The sequence below is a fragment of the Gelidibacter sp. F63206 genome (assembly GCF_023015735.1).
The window spans coordinates 1-20,784 of record NZ_JALKAU010000083.1 but is presented as its reverse complement, the minus strand read 5'-3'; the positions used below and the strand labels follow the sequence as shown (position 1 = coordinate 20,784).

14 protein-coding genes are annotated in these 20,784 nt (G+C 37.2%); 9 read left to right on the top strand and 5 right to left on the bottom strand.

Features of this window, described 5'->3' with window-relative positions:
• Positions 1-26: 26 nt before the first annotated feature.
• Both MWU32_RS04705 and MWU32_RS04700 read right to left on the bottom strand, forming a co-directional pair.
• Positions 27-1,196 (bottom strand): serine hydrolase domain-containing protein, encoded by a 1,170-nt coding sequence (locus tag MWU32_RS04705; RefSeq protein WP_246938201.1) that lies wholly within the window; start codon positions 1,194-1,196, stop codon positions 27-29.
• A gap of 73 nt (positions 1,197-1,269) precedes the next feature.
• The gene (locus MWU32_RS04700; protein WP_246938200.1) at positions 1,270-2,460 is read right to left on the bottom strand and encodes a C45 family autoproteolytic acyltransferase/hydolase; all 1,191 of its coding nucleotides are present in this window, start codon (positions 2,458-2,460) and stop codon (positions 1,270-1,272) included.
• Positions 2,461-2,634: 174 nt separating this feature from the next.
• Between MWU32_RS04700 and MWU32_RS04695 the strand changes: the two genes are divergently transcribed.
• Together MWU32_RS04695 and MWU32_RS04690 are read left to right on the top strand one after the other, a co-directional pair.
• Entirely contained in the window at positions 2,635-3,393 is a 759-nt protein-coding gene (locus tag MWU32_RS04695; protein WP_246938199.1) for a LytR/AlgR family response regulator transcription factor, read from the top strand.
• Complete coding sequence (locus MWU32_RS04690; protein ID WP_246938198.1) at positions 3,394-4,494, top strand: sensor histidine kinase; 1,101 nt, start codon at positions 3,394-3,396, stop codon at positions 4,492-4,494. It begins immediately after the preceding gene.
• Between the two features lie 4 nt (positions 4,495-4,498).
• Here the strand turns inward: MWU32_RS04690 and MWU32_RS04685 are convergent, their stop codons facing one another.
• From MWU32_RS04685 to MWU32_RS04675, 3 genes are all read right to left on the bottom strand, one after another.
• Positions 4,499-5,707 (bottom strand): alpha/beta hydrolase family protein, encoded by a 1,209-nt coding sequence (locus tag MWU32_RS04685; protein ID WP_246938197.1) that lies wholly within the window; start codon positions 5,705-5,707, stop codon positions 4,499-4,501.
• Positions 5,708-5,741: 34 nt separating this feature from the next.
• On the bottom strand, positions 5,742-7,208 hold the full coding sequence (locus MWU32_RS04680) for an aminopeptidase P N-terminal domain-containing protein (RefSeq protein ID WP_246938196.1): 1,467 nt from the start codon (positions 7,206-7,208) through the stop codon (positions 5,742-5,744).
• Positions 7,209-7,471: 263 nt separating this feature from the next.
• A complete protein-coding gene (locus MWU32_RS04675; RefSeq protein WP_246938195.1) occupies positions 7,472-7,912 on the bottom strand; it encodes an SRPBCC family protein in 441 nt (146 codons plus the stop codon).
• 986 nt (positions 7,913-8,898) lie between these two features.
• Between MWU32_RS04675 and MWU32_RS04670 the strand changes: the two genes are divergently transcribed.
• The 7 genes from MWU32_RS04670 to MWU32_RS04640 form a co-directional block, all read left to right on the top strand.
• Entirely contained in the window at positions 8,899-9,435 is a 537-nt protein-coding gene (locus MWU32_RS04670; RefSeq protein WP_246938194.1) for an RNA polymerase sigma factor, read from the top strand.
• A 7-nt stretch (positions 9,436-9,442) separates the two neighbouring features.
• The gene (locus MWU32_RS04665) at positions 9,443-10,672 is read left to right on the top strand and encodes a hypothetical protein (protein ID WP_246938193.1); all 1,230 of its coding nucleotides are present in this window, start codon (positions 9,443-9,445) and stop codon (positions 10,670-10,672) included.
• Positions 10,673-11,040: 368 nt separating this feature from the next.
• Positions 11,041-12,081 carry a fasciclin domain-containing protein gene (locus tag MWU32_RS04660; RefSeq protein WP_246938192.1) on the top strand — a complete coding sequence of 347 codons (1,041 nt, stop codon included), beginning with the start codon at positions 11,041-11,043 and terminating at the stop codon, positions 12,079-12,081.
• Positions 12,082-13,108: 1,027 nt separating this feature from the next.
• A complete protein-coding gene (locus MWU32_RS04655) occupies positions 13,109-14,797 on the top strand; it encodes a DUF6377 domain-containing protein (RefSeq protein WP_246938191.1) in 1,689 nt (562 codons plus the stop codon).
• A gap of 257 nt (positions 14,798-15,054) precedes the next feature.
• Positions 15,055-18,081, top strand: coding sequence for a SusC/RagA family TonB-linked outer membrane protein (locus MWU32_RS04650; RefSeq protein ID WP_246938190.1), 3,027 nt, complete (start codon positions 15,055-15,057; stop codon positions 18,079-18,081).
• Positions 18,082-18,094: 13 nt separating this feature from the next.
• Entirely contained in the window at positions 18,095-19,573 is a 1,479-nt protein-coding gene (locus MWU32_RS04645; protein WP_246938189.1) for a RagB/SusD family nutrient uptake outer membrane protein, read from the top strand.
• Between the two features lie 12 nt (positions 19,574-19,585).
• The coding region (locus MWU32_RS04640; RefSeq protein ID WP_246938188.1) for a SusF/SusE family outer membrane protein at positions 19,586-20,784 on the top strand (1,199 nt) is incomplete at its 3' end.

The following is a 20,784-nucleotide window of genomic DNA, read 5'->3' as shown; positions in this document are numbered from 1 at the left end:
TGCTATATTTAAAAATTTATTGGTAGCTATCCGTTTTTCAAATGATCAACGATCATTTCAGTGAAGATTAGAATATACTCATAGGGCGATATTTTAAGCAGGGCAATATCATCGGTATTAAATTGAATCGCCACGGCAATATCTTCGTCTGGAAAATACACGGCATCGGTCAAGTACCCAGGAAACCACCCACTATGTCCATAGCTGTCCCCAAACTTGGTCGAAGGTCTTATCTGAATGCCGAGACCATAGGCATGTCCCTTACCCGTTTTTGCAGGCACCTTCACTTGCATCTCCCTTAAAAGGAAGGGATCAATTTCTCGGTAATTGTGTAGATCCTTTACCCATGTGGAGAGATCATTGACATTAGAGACGAATCCGCCTCCCATCCATTCAAATTGGGGGTTAAAGACGAGCTTTCCATGCCGTACCATTGGCCCCTCAAACGGGAATGGACTACCTTTACGGCTATTCCCAACAGCGAGATTTTTAAACTTACGCTTAGTGGATGGTTCCGTTTGCTTTAGCTTATGACGCTTTAAGACATAGGTTTCCACCAAGTCATACATAGATTTACCACTGATTTTTTCGAGGATGTAGCCCAATAAAATATAATTACTATCGGCATAGCCCCAATCAGAACCCGCTGGGAAAAGTGGCTGTCTGTCGAATAGGTATTCAAATGTTTCCTTTGGCGTGAAACTTCGGGAGGGATCCTGTTTTACAAGGGACATAAAGTTACCCAATCCATAATACTCCTCCAGACCCGAGGTGTGGTTCATGAGCATTCGCATGGTAATTGTAGAAGCGTTGGGCAGTCTATCAAACCAAGGCTCATCATTCAAATAGTGCTCAATTTTATCATCGAGTTGGTAATAATCTTGGGTTGCAAGTACTAAGGCAGCAGCAATAAAAAGAGTTTTTCCATTACTTCCCGATAACATACGATGTTGAGGCCTCATGGTAATATTCTGCAAAGGATCAGCAGTACCTGCTGCCATGGCTATTTGCCTATTATTTGGAAGTAGTACCGACAAGGTAACTCCTGGAAAACCGTTCACCTTTTGCATGGAATCCAAATGAACTTGCAGATCTTTGGTCAGTTTTTGTTGGTTCTTTAAATTCTGGGCTCTAAGGTCATTGACCAGCAAGCATACTAAAAGAGAAAGAACGAATGAGGTGGTCTTGGGTTTCATGTCTGTGGATGGATTAAATTTTGATTAGTGTTTTTTAAAAAATTCAAGCGTTTTGAAAATGTTATTAAACCTCTTACTTATTGAAATGATGCTTATGGTACATGGCACGATCGGGAGAACCATAGGTCACTTCGGCGGTGGAGTTCTCGCCCAAAGTAAATACTACAGAGCTGAAAGTAAATGCCACTCCATCATCCCTAAAATTGACACAGATTGGGAATTGTGGATTTTCCTTCGAGCGGAGTATATCTTTTAAAGTTTCGGCTCCAAGATCTTTGTTTTTTAAGGCTAATTGCGACTCCAAGCTTTTCAGTCTCGTTTGACTGTTAGTCTGTTTACCCACACCAGATAAGATTCTTTTGTGGTAGTCTTCCATCCATGGCTTAATATCATGATTGTCAAGTGAATGGTTGGTGTGATAGACCAACTGATTTTGATGTGGATTGAATTGTACGACTTGATTGGCTGACGCTTCAAAGGAATACACCTGATCATTCGTTCCAATAAGATAGTTTTGACCTGTGGCATGCTTTACATTCTGAACAAAGCTTAGGGCGTCCTCACTATTCAATTTTTGCAATAATCCACGGGTCACAAAGGTCACCGGTAAGCCAGTAGTGGCATTTTTCAAGTCGGTTAATGCGTTTATCACCACGGCCAGTCCCTTGTTATTCATTCCAGCAAAACCAATAAACCCGGCACAGGACATAATATATTGCTCAGGAGTATCGTCATTTTCTGGAATGTGGAACAGGACTTGATAGCCATTCATAAAATTATCAATATCAATGTTCTGCGCCACCATCGTCGGATGGGAGCCGTTTTTTGCGACGCCAATCGCACTGCAATGATCCTTATCCACGGAATTATTTTGAAGACGATCCAGATATCCCCAATATTCATCTATCATTTGAAAGGCGAATACATCATCCAACGATTGACCCGATCCGGCAGCCAAACCCTCGATCTCCTCCCAAATTTGAGGAGTCCATTCACTTATGGCCTTTTTATAATTAGTGGTCTTAAGAAAATGTGAGATTACTGAATCTGGATGTCTTTTGGTATCCTTGTGAATGCTTTGTTTCCAAAGTTGAAAAACTTCAGCAATAGGCTTCTTTAGTTTCTCTCCATGATTATAACCTCTCTCAAACGGAGTTCCGCTTAATGTTATCACTGGAACTTTGGTCTCAAAAAACTCGTTTGGAGTGGCATTCAAAAACCAAGAGACCAACCAGACTAAAAATAAAAATAGAATTCGTATCATGATTTTAATGGTTTTTAGATATTATTACATTGTTGATTATTGACTAAAATTATTTTAAATTCGATCATCTTTTTGGGTTATTGTTGTGAATCACTCGAAAAATGTTCTTAATCAACATATTTATCCTAATTGAAGTCTAAGGACTTCAAAATTGTAATCAAGACCTCTATTTGTATGAAAACCATAATTGTAGATGATGAAGTTTTCGCTCGCCAGCGTATTTTAAGCCTTTTAAATAAAATAGAAGGCCTAGATGTCATTGCCGAATGCAACAATGGAACCTCAGCCATTGAAACCATCAATAATTTACAGCCTGATTTGATCTTCCTAGATATCAATATTCGGGATATGGATGGGTTTGAAGTGTTGGAGAATTTAACCTGTCAAAAAAAACCCGTAGTGATATTTGTAACCGCCCATGACGACTTCGCCTTAAAAGCATTTGAATTTGAAGCTTTTGATTATTTGGTAAAGCCCTTTAAAGAAGATCGTTTCATCAAAACGGTAAAAAAGGTTTTAAATCACAGTCCCAAGGTGAGCACTCCTGATTTTAAATCGGAACTTAAAAGTCTGATGGCCACTTTGAGAGGCCAAGAAGAACGTTATCTTGAAAGAATAGCGATAAAGCAGGGAAACAAAACAAGTCTTATTCCCACAAGTACTATCAAATATATCTTGGCTTCAGGAGTATATGCTGAGATATATACGGCTGACGCGAAATATTTGCATAGAGACACCTTAGGTAACTTGGAGAACCTTCTGAACCCCAATATTTTTTTCCGAGTTCATCGATCTTCAATAGTTAATTTACAAGCGATCAAAGAAATAGTACACAGTGATTTTTCAGAAATAGATGTGAGGATGGACGATAACAAATTGATAAGTGTCAGCAAATCCACAAAAAAAGAATTGTTGGAAAAATTGGGAATATAGATGAAACTTAAGCACTTTTTTAATAAATATTTTGATCGGGAGCTCACATTGATTCTGGTCGGCTTCTATTTAATTACTATTGCCCTCAATCTTATTAAGGTATTTTCTACAGCTTATTTAAAGGGCTCCCCGCTTGTACAGGGAGAAAATTTCTACTATCAGCTTTATATCCTTGATGCCGTTACTGTATTAATGATTATGCAGCTTATTGCCATGCATACCAAACGGTTAATTCTAAAACGAACCTCTTGGCGTAAAATTCTACTCTTACATTTTGCACTCGCGTTGGTTCTGGGCATTGTTATTCAGATTATAACCGACTTGTATCGACTGCAAATAGGTTCAATAAAAGCTTATGACTTCAATAAGAGTCTGAACATTTTCCTTAGCGTTATTGACATCAACTTCCTGGTATATTTCGCCATGCTCTTCATCATCTATACTTACTATTATTTTAGTATTATTAGGGCGAGTGAAAAACAGAAAAGTCTTCTTGAGACCCAAGTCGTTACTGCAAGAATGAATATGTTGACTTCCCAATTACAGCCCCATTTTTTATTTAATACCATTAATTGTATTATCGGGCTAATAGATGTAGACAAAAAGAAAGCCCAGGACACCTTGGTGGATTTAAGCACTTTTTTTAGGGAAGTTACCAAAAATAGTACGATCCATTTTTTTTCGGTCGCGAAAGAAATGGAAATCCTCGGGCACTACCTTGAAATATTGAAGGTAAGGTTTCCAGAAAATTTAGAAATCATTGAAAACATTCCAGAGGACGTGAAAGATATGAATATTCCAGCAATGGTCTTACAGCCATTGATTGAAAATTCAATAAATTACGGATATGCAAATTCAACCTCGCCCCTACTTATAGAAATAAACATCACCAAAGATTCCGAATTTCTGATTATCAAAGTTCGCAACAATGGTCCAATCATAGAAGATTTCAATCATAAAAAACAAACAGGGGTGGGCATTGCGAATTTAAAACAACGGTTAGAAAATCTATACGGTTCAAGGGCAAGTTTTACATTAAAAAATTGGGATCGGGGCCTTGGGGTCGAAAACATTATAAGAATCCCAATTACCCCTTCCTAGTCTTTTAATATTTGTTGGATGTAGTATCGGATATACCACCGCCACCATAGATCTTAAGTGAAAGCTCTGGATACCTATCTACCAATTGACCCAGTGGAGCTGGTCTATTTGATCGTATAGAATCCAAAAACAAATGGATTGATTCCTTTATCAGATCGAAACCTCTATGGGCATCTATGACCTTTCCTCTAAAACGGGTCACCATATCTGGCAACACAAATGGTGCATCAGAAAAACTCATATGTCCAGCACCAGATATTTTCAGTTCATATGCGAGTTTGGCCTGCGATAATTCTGCTGCGAAAGAGGCATCGATATCTTGTCCCATCCGGTCCCAATCCGATCTATTACGACCTTTCTTCAATAAGTCGTCATCACTATAAATTGGCTGACTGCGCAAAGTGAGAATAGGCTTTTTATACGCGTTATGCAATTTGTCATTAAATGTACCGCCATCCATATTAATAGCAGCTTTGATTCGCTGATCGTTATGCGATGCCAGAACAGCTACATTACCACCTAATGAGTGACCTATGGAAACAATGTTCTCTATATTAATCAGAGAAGAAAAATAAGTTCCGAGGGGTGACCCATTTGAGGTAATCTGGCTTATGACAAATGATATATCCTCCACCCACAAATCAATAGTTTTTAGGAGATAGGCCCTGTCTTGGGCAACTAAAAGAGGATCCATACGCGAAGTAGCCAATTGACCGTCAGAAAACATTGTAAAACCTCCATAAGGATGATCTATTGCCACAACGATATAACCTTGGCTTGCCCATTCTTCAAACAAGAGCCTATAATGAAGTCTTGAAACCCCGAGACCATGTGAGAAAAGGATTAGTGGAAAATTCTGATCCTTGATAATCTCAGCGTGTGGAATGGCCTGTACTTTGTAAGTTGCCATTTTAGATAAGGCCAAACTATCCTGATGACTATATCCGAAAGTGATCATTTCCGATAGAAGCCTTTTGTTGGTCATATAGAATGATGGCAACTTCAATGCATCAAAGGTAGGGTAGTAAACAGATACTGGGATATGTCTCGGGGCGTCGCTATTTATAAGATCTTGACGTGAAGGATCATTTAGCTGTGAGGAACAAACCCCAATATTATAACATCCTGAAGGCAATGGCAATTGGCCATGGCAACTAGGAATAAATGCCATTAAAAAAATCAAATGGAAACTCATCAAAGTTCTATATCTCATAATACAATTTTTCGCATGAATCATCCACCGTTGTTCAGTCAACACGAGGCAATACAAAATTATTCAGAACACTTTCTTCCTTCATCAACAATTCGATTTGCTCAACAGTTCGAGGGGCATATTCCGAAAGGTTAATAGGTCCGTTTTTGGTAATATGTATATCATCCTCAATGCGTACGGCGATACCGTGCCATTTAGGATCACAATCAGCATCTTCAGGAATATAGATTCCCGGTTCAACGGTAATAACCATGTTTTCTTCAAATGCCCCATCCAATCCGAGATCATGAACGTCCAGTCCCAAATAATGTCCAACGGAATGGGGGTAATATTGACGGCCTTCATCTAATGAGGAAATGATTCCCAATTCAAGTAAGCCTTTATAAATTATGTCACGGGACACGTCATCGACCCTCTTGAAATCACTTCCAACTATGGCCTGTTCTATTCCTGCTTCCTGGGCTCTTAAAACGAGATTATAGATTTTTTTTTGTGGCTCAGTGAATTGTCCATTAGCAGGAATTGTTCTGGTAACATCTGCTGTATAACCACGATATTCAGCGCCAAGATCCATCAATACCAGTTCGTTGCCAACCTTGGTTTTATTGTTCTCAATATAATGTAAGATACAACCATTTGCACCGGCACCCACTATGCTTGGGTATCCTTCAAATTCGCTTCCATATTTTTTATAAATGTACTCGTGCACCCCTTGAATTTCAGTTTCCGACATTTTCGGATGCATAGCCTTCATGATCTCATATTGCCCAATAGCAGATATTTTTGCAGCCTTTGATAATAGTTCAATTTCCTCAGGGGTTTTTATCTGTCTGAGGGAAGCCATAATATGATGAAGCGTTGATGGATCTATTTTATTATCGACAGTCCTTAATGGAGAAACATCCAAATTGACATTACTTTGTGGTACAGTGATGGAATGTCCCATTTGTCTTAAAAAGGAATCCAATAAATCGAAGGAATCCAAATGATTTTGGGGATCATCGGTATATGCACCTTTAGGTTGAGATAAAAGGACGGTGCTAAAACTTGAAAAATCAATTCCATTATCAATAAAGTCCTTTGTTTCATAAACCGTGTTTATTCCGAGCTTTTCCTTGGCACCGGCCACCCCCAACCTATAGCCTGTCCATTGTTCCTGATCAGGATTTCTTGGTTGGACAAATAGAATTTCGTCATATTCCGTATTGCTGCCCTTTGGGGTTTCAGAAAAAATCACCAATACTCCATTTGGCTCCCTATATCCCGATAAGTAATACAAATTAGGATCTTGATGAAAGATAAAGTCAACATCATTAGACCGATTTTGAACTGGATTTGCAAAAAATATTGCGACACTATTGGGAGGCATTAATTTTTTAAATGCATTTCGTCTTCCTTTATGAAATTCAGCGGAAAGAAAATCGGTGGGCAAATCTTCTTGGGCGATTGCCGTATGTTTACAGAACAACACACAAAGAATGATAAAAAGTTTTACTCTCATAAGAAATCATTTTTAAGAGACCAAGATATTTCATACTGCCAATTACAATTATTAAAATGTTCTGAAACACTTTAATTTCAATGTGAAATGCCTCATTTTAAACTTAGAAAAAAGTATTTAAAGTATATGGCCATTATTTTTATTTGTATTTTACTCTCGTAAAATTCATGTAGAACTAGCAAGCATCGCAGTATTTACTGACCCACCTACTTTATACAATTACGAGGCACGGTAGTGTCAAGCCCATGAGGCTATAAGGATTATTAATTTTCAGTGTTTTCACAATATATTTTTATTTGTTGGAGCCAATTATCAACTCTTTTGTCAAAATTGCGCTGCAACATACCACGAAATAATAAAGCAAAAATTCCTTCCAAGCTTTCTTCAATATAAATACTTGTTTTATCTTCTGTTTTGCGCAATTTGCAATTATTCACAAGAAAAAGCCCCAAAGCTCTCCCCGTCCAACCAAACTCAAAATTATCTTTAAGAGTGTGCACTTTAGCTCTAAATGTAAAACCCGATTTCAAACGAAAATAGCAATCGGAACGCTTTCTACCGTCAATTTTGGAAATTGAAATATCTTTATTCCAATGGGACCAATTATCGATTTGCACGAGTACTTTCCACACTTCTTCCACCTTCGCATCAATCACAATCGATCTCTCCAACGTAATTGGTGCAAAATAATTGATTGTTCTCATTTTAATTATTGATTTCAAGTCGTCACAACTTATTTAAAATAGCAAAGGTTATGAACATATAAAAATCGATTGTCCCGATCCTATTTGAGACTGTTTAATTTCAGTAATATCGTCAAGGATTCTTGGAAGGGCAAATCGCATCAAAATGACGACTGCCAATAAGGGATTTTTAGCTAAAGAGAGCGACCAGGAAAGAATTAAGAATCTAATTAACACTATAAATGGAGTAAGTATCCCTTATCGCCCTCATTTAGAAATTCAAGGTCGAAGAAAATCAAATCAATACTTCGAGGAGTTAATTTATATAAAAATAAACGTAAAAATTTGAAAGGAGTGTATAAATAAAACCAAATCCTTTGTTCATTATTATTTCATATCGGATCACAATATTTCAACACTTGCGATATTCAATTACCCATATTTAGATAACAATCAGTCGTTTATAAATCTAATTATCGTATTATTCTAATGTATGCCACGGGTACATTCGACCAGTTTATGTCATGAAAATAACTACGATCTACTGATTGAAAGGTTATCAAGAAATTTCAGGTTAAACTTTATCAAAACAAACAACAATTAAGAAAAGAAAGTCTCTTTTTGTCTGGCCTATGAAAAGGTTGGGAAATGAAGATATCAAGTTCCTGAATTTTCAGAATCTGTTGAACCAAATATATAATTGTAACCAATAGATCACTGTAATGTTGACTTCAAAATTAATTGAACTTTGATTGTAGCATTCTTCATCGATGTTACGTATTGGCAAAAAAGGGATCTGCGCAATCAAAGCGGCGTACATGTCCAATGCCTTTAAATTTAAGTTCTCTTTAAGGATAAGCCAACTGTGAAAATAAGGATCTAACATATAAAGCAAATCTACTTCCAGAGTATGTTTTACATGATTAGAATCAACTGAAAACTTGTTGATTGAGAATACAAATCCTTTATGTTTTATAGGGCGCCAAATTTAAAGCAGATCGAAAATTGTGAATACGGAAGAGGAGAAGATCATCATCTTGGGTTGTGTACAAAAAGAACAGAAGAAGCAGGAATTACTTTACAAAAAATATTTCGGTTACGCTATGACCATAAGTTTGTCATACTGTTCAAATAGAGAAGAAGCACGAGAAATCGTAGATGATACCTTTATGAAGGTATTTGATTCTATTTCCACTTTTGATCTCAACAAGCCATTTAAAGGTTGGTTTCGCAAGATTACCATAAATACGGCCATAGATACCCTAAGAAAAAATAAAAAATTCATGAATCACCTCGATATTCATGAAAACATGAACCATATACCATCCATTGAAATGGTGGACCAACTCACCATAGAGGATATTTACAATATGATAGCGAGACTTCCTGATGTGCTTAAGGTAGTCTTTAATTTGTACGAGATTGAAGGATTTACCCATAAGGAAATTTCAACACTTTTAAACATTCCTGAAAGTTCGTCAAGAACCTACCTGACAAGGGCCAAATTAAGGTTACGGGAAATGATCAACAAAAACACCAATTAATTAGATCATGACGGAGCACCTGGACAATAAAATATCACAAAAAATTAAAGACATTCTCAAAAAGCATGTTGAAGATTATGAAAAAGGTGCCTGGGAACGTTTTTTGAAGAAACGTAAAGAAAAGAAAAAGAGGATCCTTCTTTGGAGAATTAATGGTCTTACTGCATCCTTTATTATGAGTCTATCAATTGGCATCAGCTTATGGACACATGTCACCACCCCTGTACCCATTGAAAGCAAAGTTTTTAACAAGGAGATTGAACTATTGGACGATTCATTTCATCCTAAGAAGGCCCCAGAGCCATTTATGAATGAATTGAGTCAGCCTATCTCAAATAGCATTGCCGATTATCCTAAAGATAATATCATGAAGGGTCCATTGACAGATGAAACACCCCAAAATAGTAACCAAAACAAAATTCTTGCTAATCTCTTCGTTAAATACACGCTATCTCCTCAAGTGAAAAAACCAAGCTCAGGTCTGATATTTAACCCCCAACAATCTGTATCGATAAATAGTAAACTCAAGGATTCTGTAACCTTATCAGACCCCTATAATGATGTTATAAAAACAGAAGAAATAGAGGGTTCAAAAAGTAAAGTGGAACTTGGCCTTCTGATTTCACCAAGTTACGGCATAAGTTCAATGGGACAAGAAGGCTTCACTTCTTCAGAGTTTGCTGGTGGATTAGCAGTCAATATATCATTTAACCAACCTAATCTTTTTCTCAACATGGGAGCAATCTTTACTATGCAAAACATAGAAGATCGTGAACTACTGAAAGAAACAATCCATAGCAGTCAGGAAACAGAAAACTTACATAAAAACATACGTTACGGATTAAATATTCCATTAAATTTCTCCTACTACCTTCCAATCAACAATAGTCGTTTTTTTCTTCAAGCAGGGGTATCGTCTTATCTGACCCTTAAGCAAAAAGCTGAATTATCGTCTACAATTTTTCGAGAAGTTATTGTCTATCACGAAAAGGTAGGACATATAGAATCGTATATGACATCCGAGATCTATACTACAACCACAGTCTCGGACAATGACAACATAAAATTCACTTTACTAAACAATTTAAATTTTTCTATTGGTTATAGGGCACTCTTAACAGATCGATTATCCTACGAAATTCAGCCTTTTTACAAATATCCCATACACTCATCAACCGAGGATGGAGAAAAAATACATACCGTTGGAATTTCTCTTAAAATAATTTTATCCAAATAATTCTGAAGTACTGTAGCGTTTTAGAAAATGGCTGCGTATTGGGGTAAACCTAAGAACAAAAAAAAGATGAGATTAGTAAAAACGATCAATCCATTGGGTCCGACAATTTCGTACTTGCCTTATTTAGTTTTAAACATTTCCATTTTTGGTACCATAAGGCATTAACAGATGGCCCCCCAATGCCATCTTCAATTTAACATGTTTTAAATCCATATAATCCGTCTTCTATGTACATCCCAAAACAACTCATAGAATCAAAATAATTTACAATTAAAGATGTCTATCATTTTATAGATGTATATAGCATCTGAGATTGTGATAATGCTGTTACCAATTCATTTAAACAAACCTTTAAAACAAAAAATTACATGAAAACAAAAAATTCAAAGAAAAGAAAAATCACAAAATCAAGTTTAATCTTGGGTAAATCGTTCATATTTACCTTGGTTGTAGTGCTGCTCATGGCCTCATGCTCAAAAGACGATGATGGCGAAGATCACAGTCAACTCGATAAAACCATCGCTGTTATTTTGAAGACTAATCCATCAGCAACCCAATTTACCAAAGCACTTGAAAGGTCGGAGGTTTTAGGTACTTTAGGAGGTACTCAAAAATATACTGTTTTTGTTCCCAACGATTTGGCATTCAATGATTATTTGAAGAAAAACTCTTATGCAGATGTCAACGCCATACCTAAGGAAGAACTGAAGAAATTGATGTTGAACCATATGGTACCGACCTCCGTTCTTAAAACATCCGACTTAGCGAAATTGGATAAAAAGTACATCACTAGTGGTGCGAATCTATCACTTTTTATTGGTCTTGACAACCAAAAAGTCGTCATCAATGGAGCTGCCAAGCTGGATGACAAAAATGTAAATATAAATGCCAAGAACGGAGTTGTCCATATCGTGAACAGTGTTATTGTTTTACCTACAGTTGCTACTTTTTTGGAATTGGACAAACAATTTTCAAGTTTTTATAAAGGCCTGACCACAGCCACGCCTCAGACAGACTTTATTACAACACTGAAAAGCTTGAAGTCAAGTAATTCAACCTTGGCACCTTTTTCAATATTTGCACCAAATGAAGCCGCCATAACAAGTTATCTAAAAACAAATTCCTCCTGGAAAAAAGTCGAAGATATTCCAGAAAACATATTAACACCAGTTTTGAAACATCATATCGTCACTTTAAAAATGATTTCAAAAAAAGATCTGGAAGGCAGTTTGGACACTGCTAAAACTTGGGAAGGCGCAGATTTAAAGTTTACCAAGACCAATAATAAAATTACGATTAAGGATGGCGCAGGAAACGAAAATCACAACATTGCACAATTTGATATAAAAACCCAGAATGGTATAATTCATGTTGTCGAATCGATTCTTCAACCTATCGCCTCAAAATAAGGTGACTGTAGAACTTCCTCAATTCTGGCAATTCAATACATAGGACAATAAACAAATCAATAGGTAAACAGCAATTTTCTTGTCCCAAATTAATGAGTTATAAAACGAATGGAAGAGTTTCCTATTAAAACAGGAGACAATAAACGATGTAGAACAATTCATTTTGTATCACAGCTTTTATATTAATGACCCTATAAACCGATTACGAAGTCATTTGTAGTCGGTTTTTTAATTACATCCATGATAAGAACGTTTAGATTTAAATAAAAGAGAGGAAATCCTGAAACTTTTTAATTTGTATAAAAAAGCCAAATCAGTCCTTATAGATTACATTAAGTTGTGCTTTTCTCATGAGATCATAATTATTTTCAATATTCGTGACTCTAGCCATTAAGGCGCATGGATGCGGGCCTGAAAGCAATTTGGGAAGTACAAAACGTGGAAACCAGCACCAAATGAAAATTGGAAGTCCGATCTGGCGGACGCTATTCACAATTTGGGATTGGGAATGAAGCGTCCCGTTCCTGCGCAGCGGGACGGGTTAGCGAAATGGAAAGTAGAAATTGGGGATAGGGTCCAAGATTTTAAGGGAAGCGCATTGCCCGTAATGGAGCTTTTGCGGAATGGAGTGGCAATGGGCTGAGCGTATATGACAAATAATTATGGTCCTGGGCAGTTCTAAAAAAGGAATTCAATATCAGGTAGGAAATAGGGAAATAGCTCTACTTTTTCTTAATTTCTGTCTCAAACCCAAAACGTATCACAGGGACCATGGAATGATAGGCAGCTCTCGCTAATTGGGCATTATCAAAAGACATTAATAAAAGGGGTACCGAGCCAGGTATTTTAATAATCTCAAGGGAAATCAATACCAAACCAACTGTCAACACAATGACCCCAAAAGAATTATCCCCTTGCTAGTTTATATTGAATTAATTACATTAGATTATCAATGCACAAAATAGTATGGCATAATTCAAAACGAATAACTGCAGATCCTCTCAATATAATTACTAAAAGAATAAATTTGAAAACGTTTTTTGTAATATTTTCACAACTATCATTTATAGCATTACTTAATTTTTATACTATAAATGTCGCCCAGGCTCAAAACAATTCCATAATAAAGGAATTACAGCAAACCCTCGATTCTTCCCACTTCTACGATCAAAACAAACGCAAGACCCTGAAGATCCTCAAAGATCGGTTAGAGCAATTAAGCTCTGATGATTTAACCGCAAAGTTTAATCTGAATAATCAATTATTTGATCAATACAAGGTGTTTAAAAGTGATTCTGCGTATTACTATGGATTAAAGGCAAAGGACATAGCCTTTAAACTAAATGATTCTCTATTAATAAGCAAAGCCTATTTAAACATGTCAGATATAGCTATTTCTGTAGGCATGTACAAAGAAGCTTTGGATTTTCTACAAAAGATAAATGTCGATTACGTTAGAGATATCGATAAGCCTATTTACTATGGTCTATATGGAAGATGCTACAGTGACATGGCGGAATATAGTGGACTTCCTGATTTTAGCAGAAAATATAACGAGCATGCTCGTTATTACAGGGAAGAAACTGTAAATCTCACAGAAAAAGGCACTTTCTTCAATGTATTTATGGTAGCTTATAATGATTTCAGTGATGGGGAGTTCAATTCTGCTATTAAAAACTTAAAATTACTACTCACTAAAGATTTAGATTTGGGAGAAAGAGCATTGACCAATTATATTTTGGGAGAAATATACCAAAGACAGCATTTGGATGATTTAGCAGAATATCATTACGCACAAGCAGCTATTTCTGATGTAAAAAACTCGACCAAAGAATCCTTGGCCATCATCAAGCTTTCAGAATTATTGTTTCTAAATAAAAAATTAGAACCTGCCTCATCCCTAATTCAAAAAGCCTATCAAGATGCCAAATTCTATGGTGCCCAACAAAGAAAGCTTCAAGTAGGGGCCGTTCTTCCGTTAATTGAAGATGAAATTGTAAAAAATATCGAGATGGAGCGAAAACGTCTCTATTGGCAGTATATAGGCGTTGTGGTTTTTTTAGTAATCATGATTCTATTTTCGTCCATAATTTTTATTCAGTACAAAAAACTTCAAAAAGCTCGTGGTTCAATTTCAAAAGCACATACAAAACTAAAAGAAACCCATGCACAATTGCTAATTGTAAATAAGCAATTGAAAAAACGCAATCTAGAGATTGAGAAGGTCAATTACCGTCTTTCGGAAGCCAACAAAATCAAAGAAGAATATTTAGGATTTTTCTTTACGGAATATGACAACATATTCGAGAAGTTTAATGATCTCACCTCGGATATCGAAAAAAGCCTTGAATTGGAAGAATACAAAAAAGCAAGCTATCAGCTGTCCCGATACGATCTAAAAAAGGAAAAAGAGAAACTATTACAGAATTTTGATACGGCATTCATTGAACTCTTTCCCAATTATATCACAGAATTCAACAGTCTTATAAAACCAGAAAATCAAATTCAATTAAAAGAAGGGCAAACTCTAAATAAAGAATTGAGGATTTTCGCATTGATCCGATTAGGTGTCAAACACAATGACAAAATCGCGCAAATTTTAGGATATTCCGTCAATTCCATTTATGCCTATAAGTCCAAAATCCGAAATATGTCTATCGTTAAAAATGAGGATTTTGATCAAAAGCTCATTGACAATACTACAATCAAAGTCTAAAAGTTTTAAACTTTCCCTAAGAAATTAGCATTTTTTTAAATTTAAAACTTTTAAATATCTATATGGATTATCTTCATCAAATTCGATTAGACTATTGATTTTCAAATAATTAACCCTAATAACACTTGTTATTATTGTGTTTATATCTAGATGAAAATTTAGCTGTCTGTTTTGAGGTTAAAATTTTTGTTTCTTTGGGTTAATCGGAATGTCTTTTAATTATGGAAGCATGCCAATTAACTTAACTAATTCTTGACATGAACAAATCAATTTTAAAACGTAATCAAGGCAGCTACAGTCACAACATCCTTATTCTTCTCTTTTTGATGCCGATAGTAATGGTTTCACAAGAAATTAGAATGTCAGGTAAAGTAATTGATGAATTCAGTACGCCTTTAATGGGAGCCACAGTTTTAGAGCTTGGCACATCCAATGGCGTGACCTCCAACTTTGATGGTGAGTTTGAAATATCTGTCGGCAGTTTGCAGTCCTTGATAGAAATCAGTTATGTTGGATATACTACACAGACCATTAAAGCAACCAAAGACTTCGTTACAGTCCAAATGGCGCCAGATATAGCTGCGTTGGATGAAGTGGTCATCATCGGCTATGGCGAATCCAAACAACGGGATTTGACTGGGTCTGTTTCAACGGTCTCAACCGATGATATTGTGAGCCAACCTTCTTCAAATATTGGCGATGCCATACAGGGCAGAGCCGCTGGTGTTACAGTAATAACTTCTGGACAACCAGGGAACAATCCCACATTTAGGATTAGAGGTACTGGAACCATAGGCAACAACGACCCTTTAATAGTCGTTGATGGTATGCCATTGAATGGAGGCTTAAACCAGGTGAACATGAACGATGTAGAAACGTTCCAGGTTTTAAAGGATGCCTCTGCGACCGCCATTTACGGTGCCAGAGGTTCAAATGGGGTTATCATCATTAGTACAAAAAGAGGCAAAAAAGGAAAGGGGACCATCGACATTGATGTTTTTACGAGCTTTCAACAGGCCACCAATGTCATAGACGTTTTAAATGCGGAACAATTTGCAACATTAAGCAACGAAATGCTAACAAATGGCGGCTTTACACCCAACCCCAACTTTTCTGATCCATCTTCCTTAGGGAAGGGAACAGATTGGTTGGATTCCTTTTTTACCACGGGACGTCAAAACAATGTGACCCTTTCCTACGCACAGGGAAATGAAAAATCCAATATTTTCACCTCATTAAATGTTTTTGATCAGGACGGTATTATTATCAATTCAGAATACACGCGGTATATTCTACAATTTAATTCGGACACACAAATGAATGAACATATCAAGTTTGGAAACAGTTTGAAATTGAATTATGATATCAAGGACAACGGTGACAATAATATCCAAAATGCCATTTTGTCCCTACCCACCCAACCTATTTATCGTGAGAACGGAAATTATTCAGGCCCTATAGGTCAGCCTATTTATTCCGGAGATATTGAAAACCCGATCGGAAAATCAAATATTGTCAAGAACACGATTAAAGGATACAACCTCCAAGGGAATGTCTATGGGGAATTGGGACTTTTAAAGTATTTGAAGTTTAAAACCTTGCTAGGAGTAGAAGCCAATTTTTGGGATACCAGGACTTGGTCCCCTTCCTACAGTTGGGATTCTGACGTAGCTCCAAATGCTTATTTATCAGAATCTTCAAATAAAAGCTTGACCTTGGTTTGGGATAACACATTAACCTTCAACAAGGAATTTAATAGTGGAAGTTCCATAACTGCTGTTATTGGAACAAGTGCACAGGAAAATCAATTTAGATTCATAAGCGGTTCCGTTCAGGGATTTCCAAGTGAAAGCACCCAAACCCTAAATAACGGCTTGTTGCAACCCACCATTAATGGAAGCGGATCTGAATGGTCTATTTTCTCCTATTTTGCGAGAGGACAATATGATTTTAAAAACAAATATTATCTCACAGCAACCATTAGACGTGATGGTTCGTCACGATTTGGAAGTGGCAATAAATATGGAACATTTCCATCCGCATCAGCAGCTTGGAGGGTTTCTGAAGAAGCATTTCTTCAAGAATCCAAAATCATCAACGATCTAAAGTTAAGAGTCGGTTATGGGGTGACAGGCAATCAAAATATTGGCAATTATTCTTTTGCTTCGGCCTATAACACCAACTTATACAATTTCAATGGTGTTTTCGTAACTGCCGCTGTTCCCACCGTATTACCAAATTCAAATGTAAAATGGGAGTCACAGAAACAATTCAATATTGGAATAGACGCCTCACTATTCAACAGGTTTATGGATGTCACCATCGATGGCTACGTGAAAAACACTGAAGATATGCTAGTGCCTCAAACGGTACCGGTGACTTCTGGGTATTCGGATATTTATGTACCATTTATCAACGCTGGCCAAATCAGGAATCAAGGTATCGAACTGCTCCTTACCACACATAATATGAGTACTGACAAATTTAAATGGTCGACAGATGTGGTCTTCGCGTACAACAAAAATGAAGTGATAGACATTAATAGCAATACCCCACTGACTACAGGAAGCATTGGATTGAATTACACATTGGGCAGAATCCAACCAGGACAACCGATCAATGTTTTTTACGGCTTTGTACAGGACGGAATCTTTCAAACCCAAGAAGAAGTAAATAACCATGCCGTACAAGTTCCAGGCAGCGATCCTGCTTCCAGTACCTCCCCAGGAGACATCAGGTTTAAGGATTTAAATAGTGACGGTGTCATTAATGACAACGACAGAACCTTTATTGGCAATCCAAACCCAAAGTTTAATTATTCATTGAACAATACATTCCGTATTGGTGACTTTGATTTGAGCGTCTTCTTTCAAGGCGTTTATGGAAATGACATTTTTAATGCCAATCGTCTGTACACGGAAAACATGTCGGTTACTACCAATCAGTCCACCGAGGTACTGAATCGTTGGAATGGTCCGGGAACAAGCAATTCTGTACCACGGGCAGTGTTTGGTGACCCAAACAACAATAACAGACAATCCACTAGATATATCGAGGACGGTTCCTATTTGAGACTTAAAAACGTGAATTTAGCCTATACATTACCGTCGGAAAAGTTTAAAAACACCCCTTTCAGCTCTATCAAGCTTTATGTTTCCGGACAAAATTTATTCACCATCACAAACTATTCAGGATTTGATCCCGAGGTAGGACCAAACGGTATCGACAATAACATTTATCCAATAACCAAAACATACACCATAGGAGCAACTTTAGGTTTTTAAAAAAATTAGAATCATGAAAAACACAAAATATTTTATGGCCGCAATGGTAATCCTTTTTTTAAGCAGTTGCAGTGATGACTTTTTAGACAAGCAACCATTGGATACCATTAACACCAAGAATTATCCAAAAACAGCAGAAGAATTGGTCACGGTTGTTAACGGTGCGTACCAACCGTTACAATGGCCAAAACTTTATAATCTAAGAATGTGGACTTCTGATATTATGGCAGGCAACAGTATAGTTGGTGCAGGAGGAGGAACTGATGGCATAGAAACCCAGAACATGTCAAACTTTACCGTACAGCCTGATAATGCAGGAGTACTGGATTTATGGCGAGGGCCATGGCCAGGAATATTGATGACCAATATTGTCTTAAAGTCTGCACCAACGCTTGACATTGATGAAAACATAAAAGACAGATCCATGGGTGAGGCCTATTTCTTAAGAGCACATTATTATTTTATTTTGGCACGGTATTTTGGAGACGTTCCACTTACCACAGTCCCATTAAATTCTGATGACAACTTGTTCCCTTCAAGATCGCCGGTAAATGAGGTTTACGATTTAATTATCTCCGACCTAAAAAATGCTACCCAATTATTGCCACCAAAATCGGCATATGGGACCCAGGACCTTGGAAGGGCATCCAAGGGTGCTGCTTATGGACTTTTGGCAAAAGTGCACCTTACGCTCGGCAACTACCAGGAAGCAGTCGATATGATCACGCAGGTGGAAGGTCTTGGGTATGCCTTGAACCCCAATTATTACGATAATTTTAATATTGAAAATGAAAACTCGCAAGAATCCCTTTTCGAGGTTCAATACGCTTCTGATGGTGGTTACGGTTTTTGGGACAACGAAAATCAAGCATCTTGGGCAAGTCCATTCATGGGACCGAGAGGCGCCAATTTTGTTGGTGGTGGCTATGGATGGAATCAGCCTACACAAGAATTCATGAATCAATATGAACCCAACGACAAAAGAAAAGAGGTGACCGTCTTATATGAAGGCGGACCAAATTTTGACGGACTTCCCTACCAGGCCAGTTATTCCTATACAGGTTATAATGTGCGTAAATTTTTAGTGCCAATAAGCGTTGTGCCAAGTTACGACAACAGCCCTATGAATTTCCCTGTCCTAAGATATGCCGATGTTCTGTTGATGAAGGCTGAAGCTCTAAATGAACTGGGACAGACAAGCGATGCAGAAATATATCTCAATCGTATTAGAAACAGAGCGGGACTCAATGATATACCTTTAGGATTGAGCCAAGCACAATTTAGGGAAGCTGTACTCAAGGAGCGCCGTCTTGAATTGGCATTTGAAGGTCAAAGATGGTTTGATTTAATACGGGTAAACAATGGACAATATGGGTTGGACTTTCTTCATTCGATTGGAAAGAACAATGCCGCACAAAAGCATCTTTTGTTTCCAATACCTCAGATTGAAATCGACAGAAATCCCAATCTTACTCAAAATCCTGGATACTAAACATTTTGAATTATGAAAACATTTAATAACATTAAAACGATCACCATTGGCGTGTTATCATTACTAATGCTGTTCCTCTCGTCTTGTAATGATGATTTGGTAGACTCTTCATTTGACACTCAGGATACTTTGGGAATTTCTATTTCCGATAGTGAAATTGTCCTGAAGGAATTGCTTTTTGATGCTGCCATAGACCTCAATTGGTCCACCGGAACGAATCAAAATACCGGTGCCGCAATAAAATATACGCTCCAAGTAGACCATGTAACTGGAGATTTTTCAAATCCGATTGCTACACTGGTTTCCGATGTTCAAAACACTTATTCATTCAACACTAATTACGGAAATCTCAACAAATTACTATTGGACAATGGATTGGAACCAGATCAGACTTATGATTTAACGGCAATGATAACGGCAAACGTTTCGAACGAATCTGTGCCTACCCAGATTGCCACAGTCAATTTTACAGCCACAACTTTTAAACCTATAACCCAACACCTGTATATTGTTGGAGATGCCACTCCAAATGGGTGGAATATTGGCAGTGCCACGGAATTAAGTGCATCAACGACCCAAAGAGGCGTGTTTGTCTATGAGGGCGTGCTAAAACCAGGCAATTTCAAATTTGCAGTAAGTCAGGACGGTTGTTGGTGTCAAGATTTCTACACTAAAGATGAGACGGATGATGGCAAAATCATTTACAACGAAGGTGGCAGTGGAGATGATTTACAATGGAGCATTGAAACAGAAGACAACTATAGATTGACCTTGGATCTTTTGAACAAAACAATTACAATTGAGACTTACGTGCCTGTAGACCCTGATGAACCTGCTTTCCCAATGCTTTGGATTGTTGGTGATGCCTCAGAAAGTGGTTGGAATGTGGATTCGCCTGTGGCATTTATACAAAATGAAAATAATCCCATTGAGTTTATTTATGAAGGCACTTTTGCCCCAGGTAATTTCAAAATATTTGCTGGTCCATTGGGTGATTGGTGCGGCGAATGGTATAGACCATCTGTTGACAATCAGGATTTGATAAGCGGTCCTGTAGAGCAAAATGCAGGATGTGATGTTGACAATAAATGGCTCATTACAGAAGCAACAAAGGGCAGATATAAAATAAAAATCAATACCATTGATAATACCATAACGTTCAAAAAAGTATCGCTCTATTTAATTGGGGATGGCGGTCCGAATGGTTGGAA

What these genes read in the sequence shown, in the direction of transcription:
- MWU32_RS04705 (WP_246938201.1), bottom strand. Translation starts at nt 1,196, where the DNA reads ATGAAACCCAAGACCACCTCATTCGTTCTTTCTCTTTTAGTATGCTTG.
- MWU32_RS04700 (WP_246938200.1), bottom strand. Translation starts at nt 2,460, where the DNA reads ATGATACGAATTCTATTTTTATTTTTAGTCTGGTTGGTCTCTTGGTTT.
- MWU32_RS04695 (WP_246938199.1), top strand. Translation starts at nt 2,635, where the DNA reads ATGAAAACCATAATTGTAGATGATGAAGTTTTCGCTCGCCAGCGTATT.
- MWU32_RS04690 (WP_246938198.1), top strand. Translation starts at nt 3,394, where the DNA reads ATGAAACTTAAGCACTTTTTTAATAAATATTTTGATCGGGAGCTCACA.
- MWU32_RS04685 (WP_246938197.1), bottom strand. Translation starts at nt 5,707, where the DNA reads ATGAGATATAGAACTTTGATGAGTTTCCATTTGATTTTTTTAATGGCA.
- MWU32_RS04680 (WP_246938196.1), bottom strand. Translation starts at nt 7,208, where the DNA reads ATGAGAGTAAAACTTTTTATCATTCTTTGTGTGTTGTTCTGTAAACAT.
- MWU32_RS04675 (WP_246938195.1), bottom strand. Translation starts at nt 7,912, where the DNA reads ATGAGAACAATCAATTATTTTGCACCAATTACGTTGGAGAGATCGATT.
- MWU32_RS04665 (WP_246938193.1), top strand. Translation starts at nt 9,443, where the DNA reads ATGACGGAGCACCTGGACAATAAAATATCACAAAAAATTAAAGACATT.
- MWU32_RS04660 (WP_246938192.1), top strand. Translation starts at nt 11,041, where the DNA reads ATGAAAACAAAAAATTCAAAGAAAAGAAAAATCACAAAATCAAGTTTA.
- MWU32_RS04650 (WP_246938190.1), top strand. Translation starts at nt 15,055, where the DNA reads ATGAACAAATCAATTTTAAAACGTAATCAAGGCAGCTACAGTCACAAC.
- MWU32_RS04645 (WP_246938189.1), top strand. Translation starts at nt 18,095, where the DNA reads ATGAAAAACACAAAATATTTTATGGCCGCAATGGTAATCCTTTTTTTA.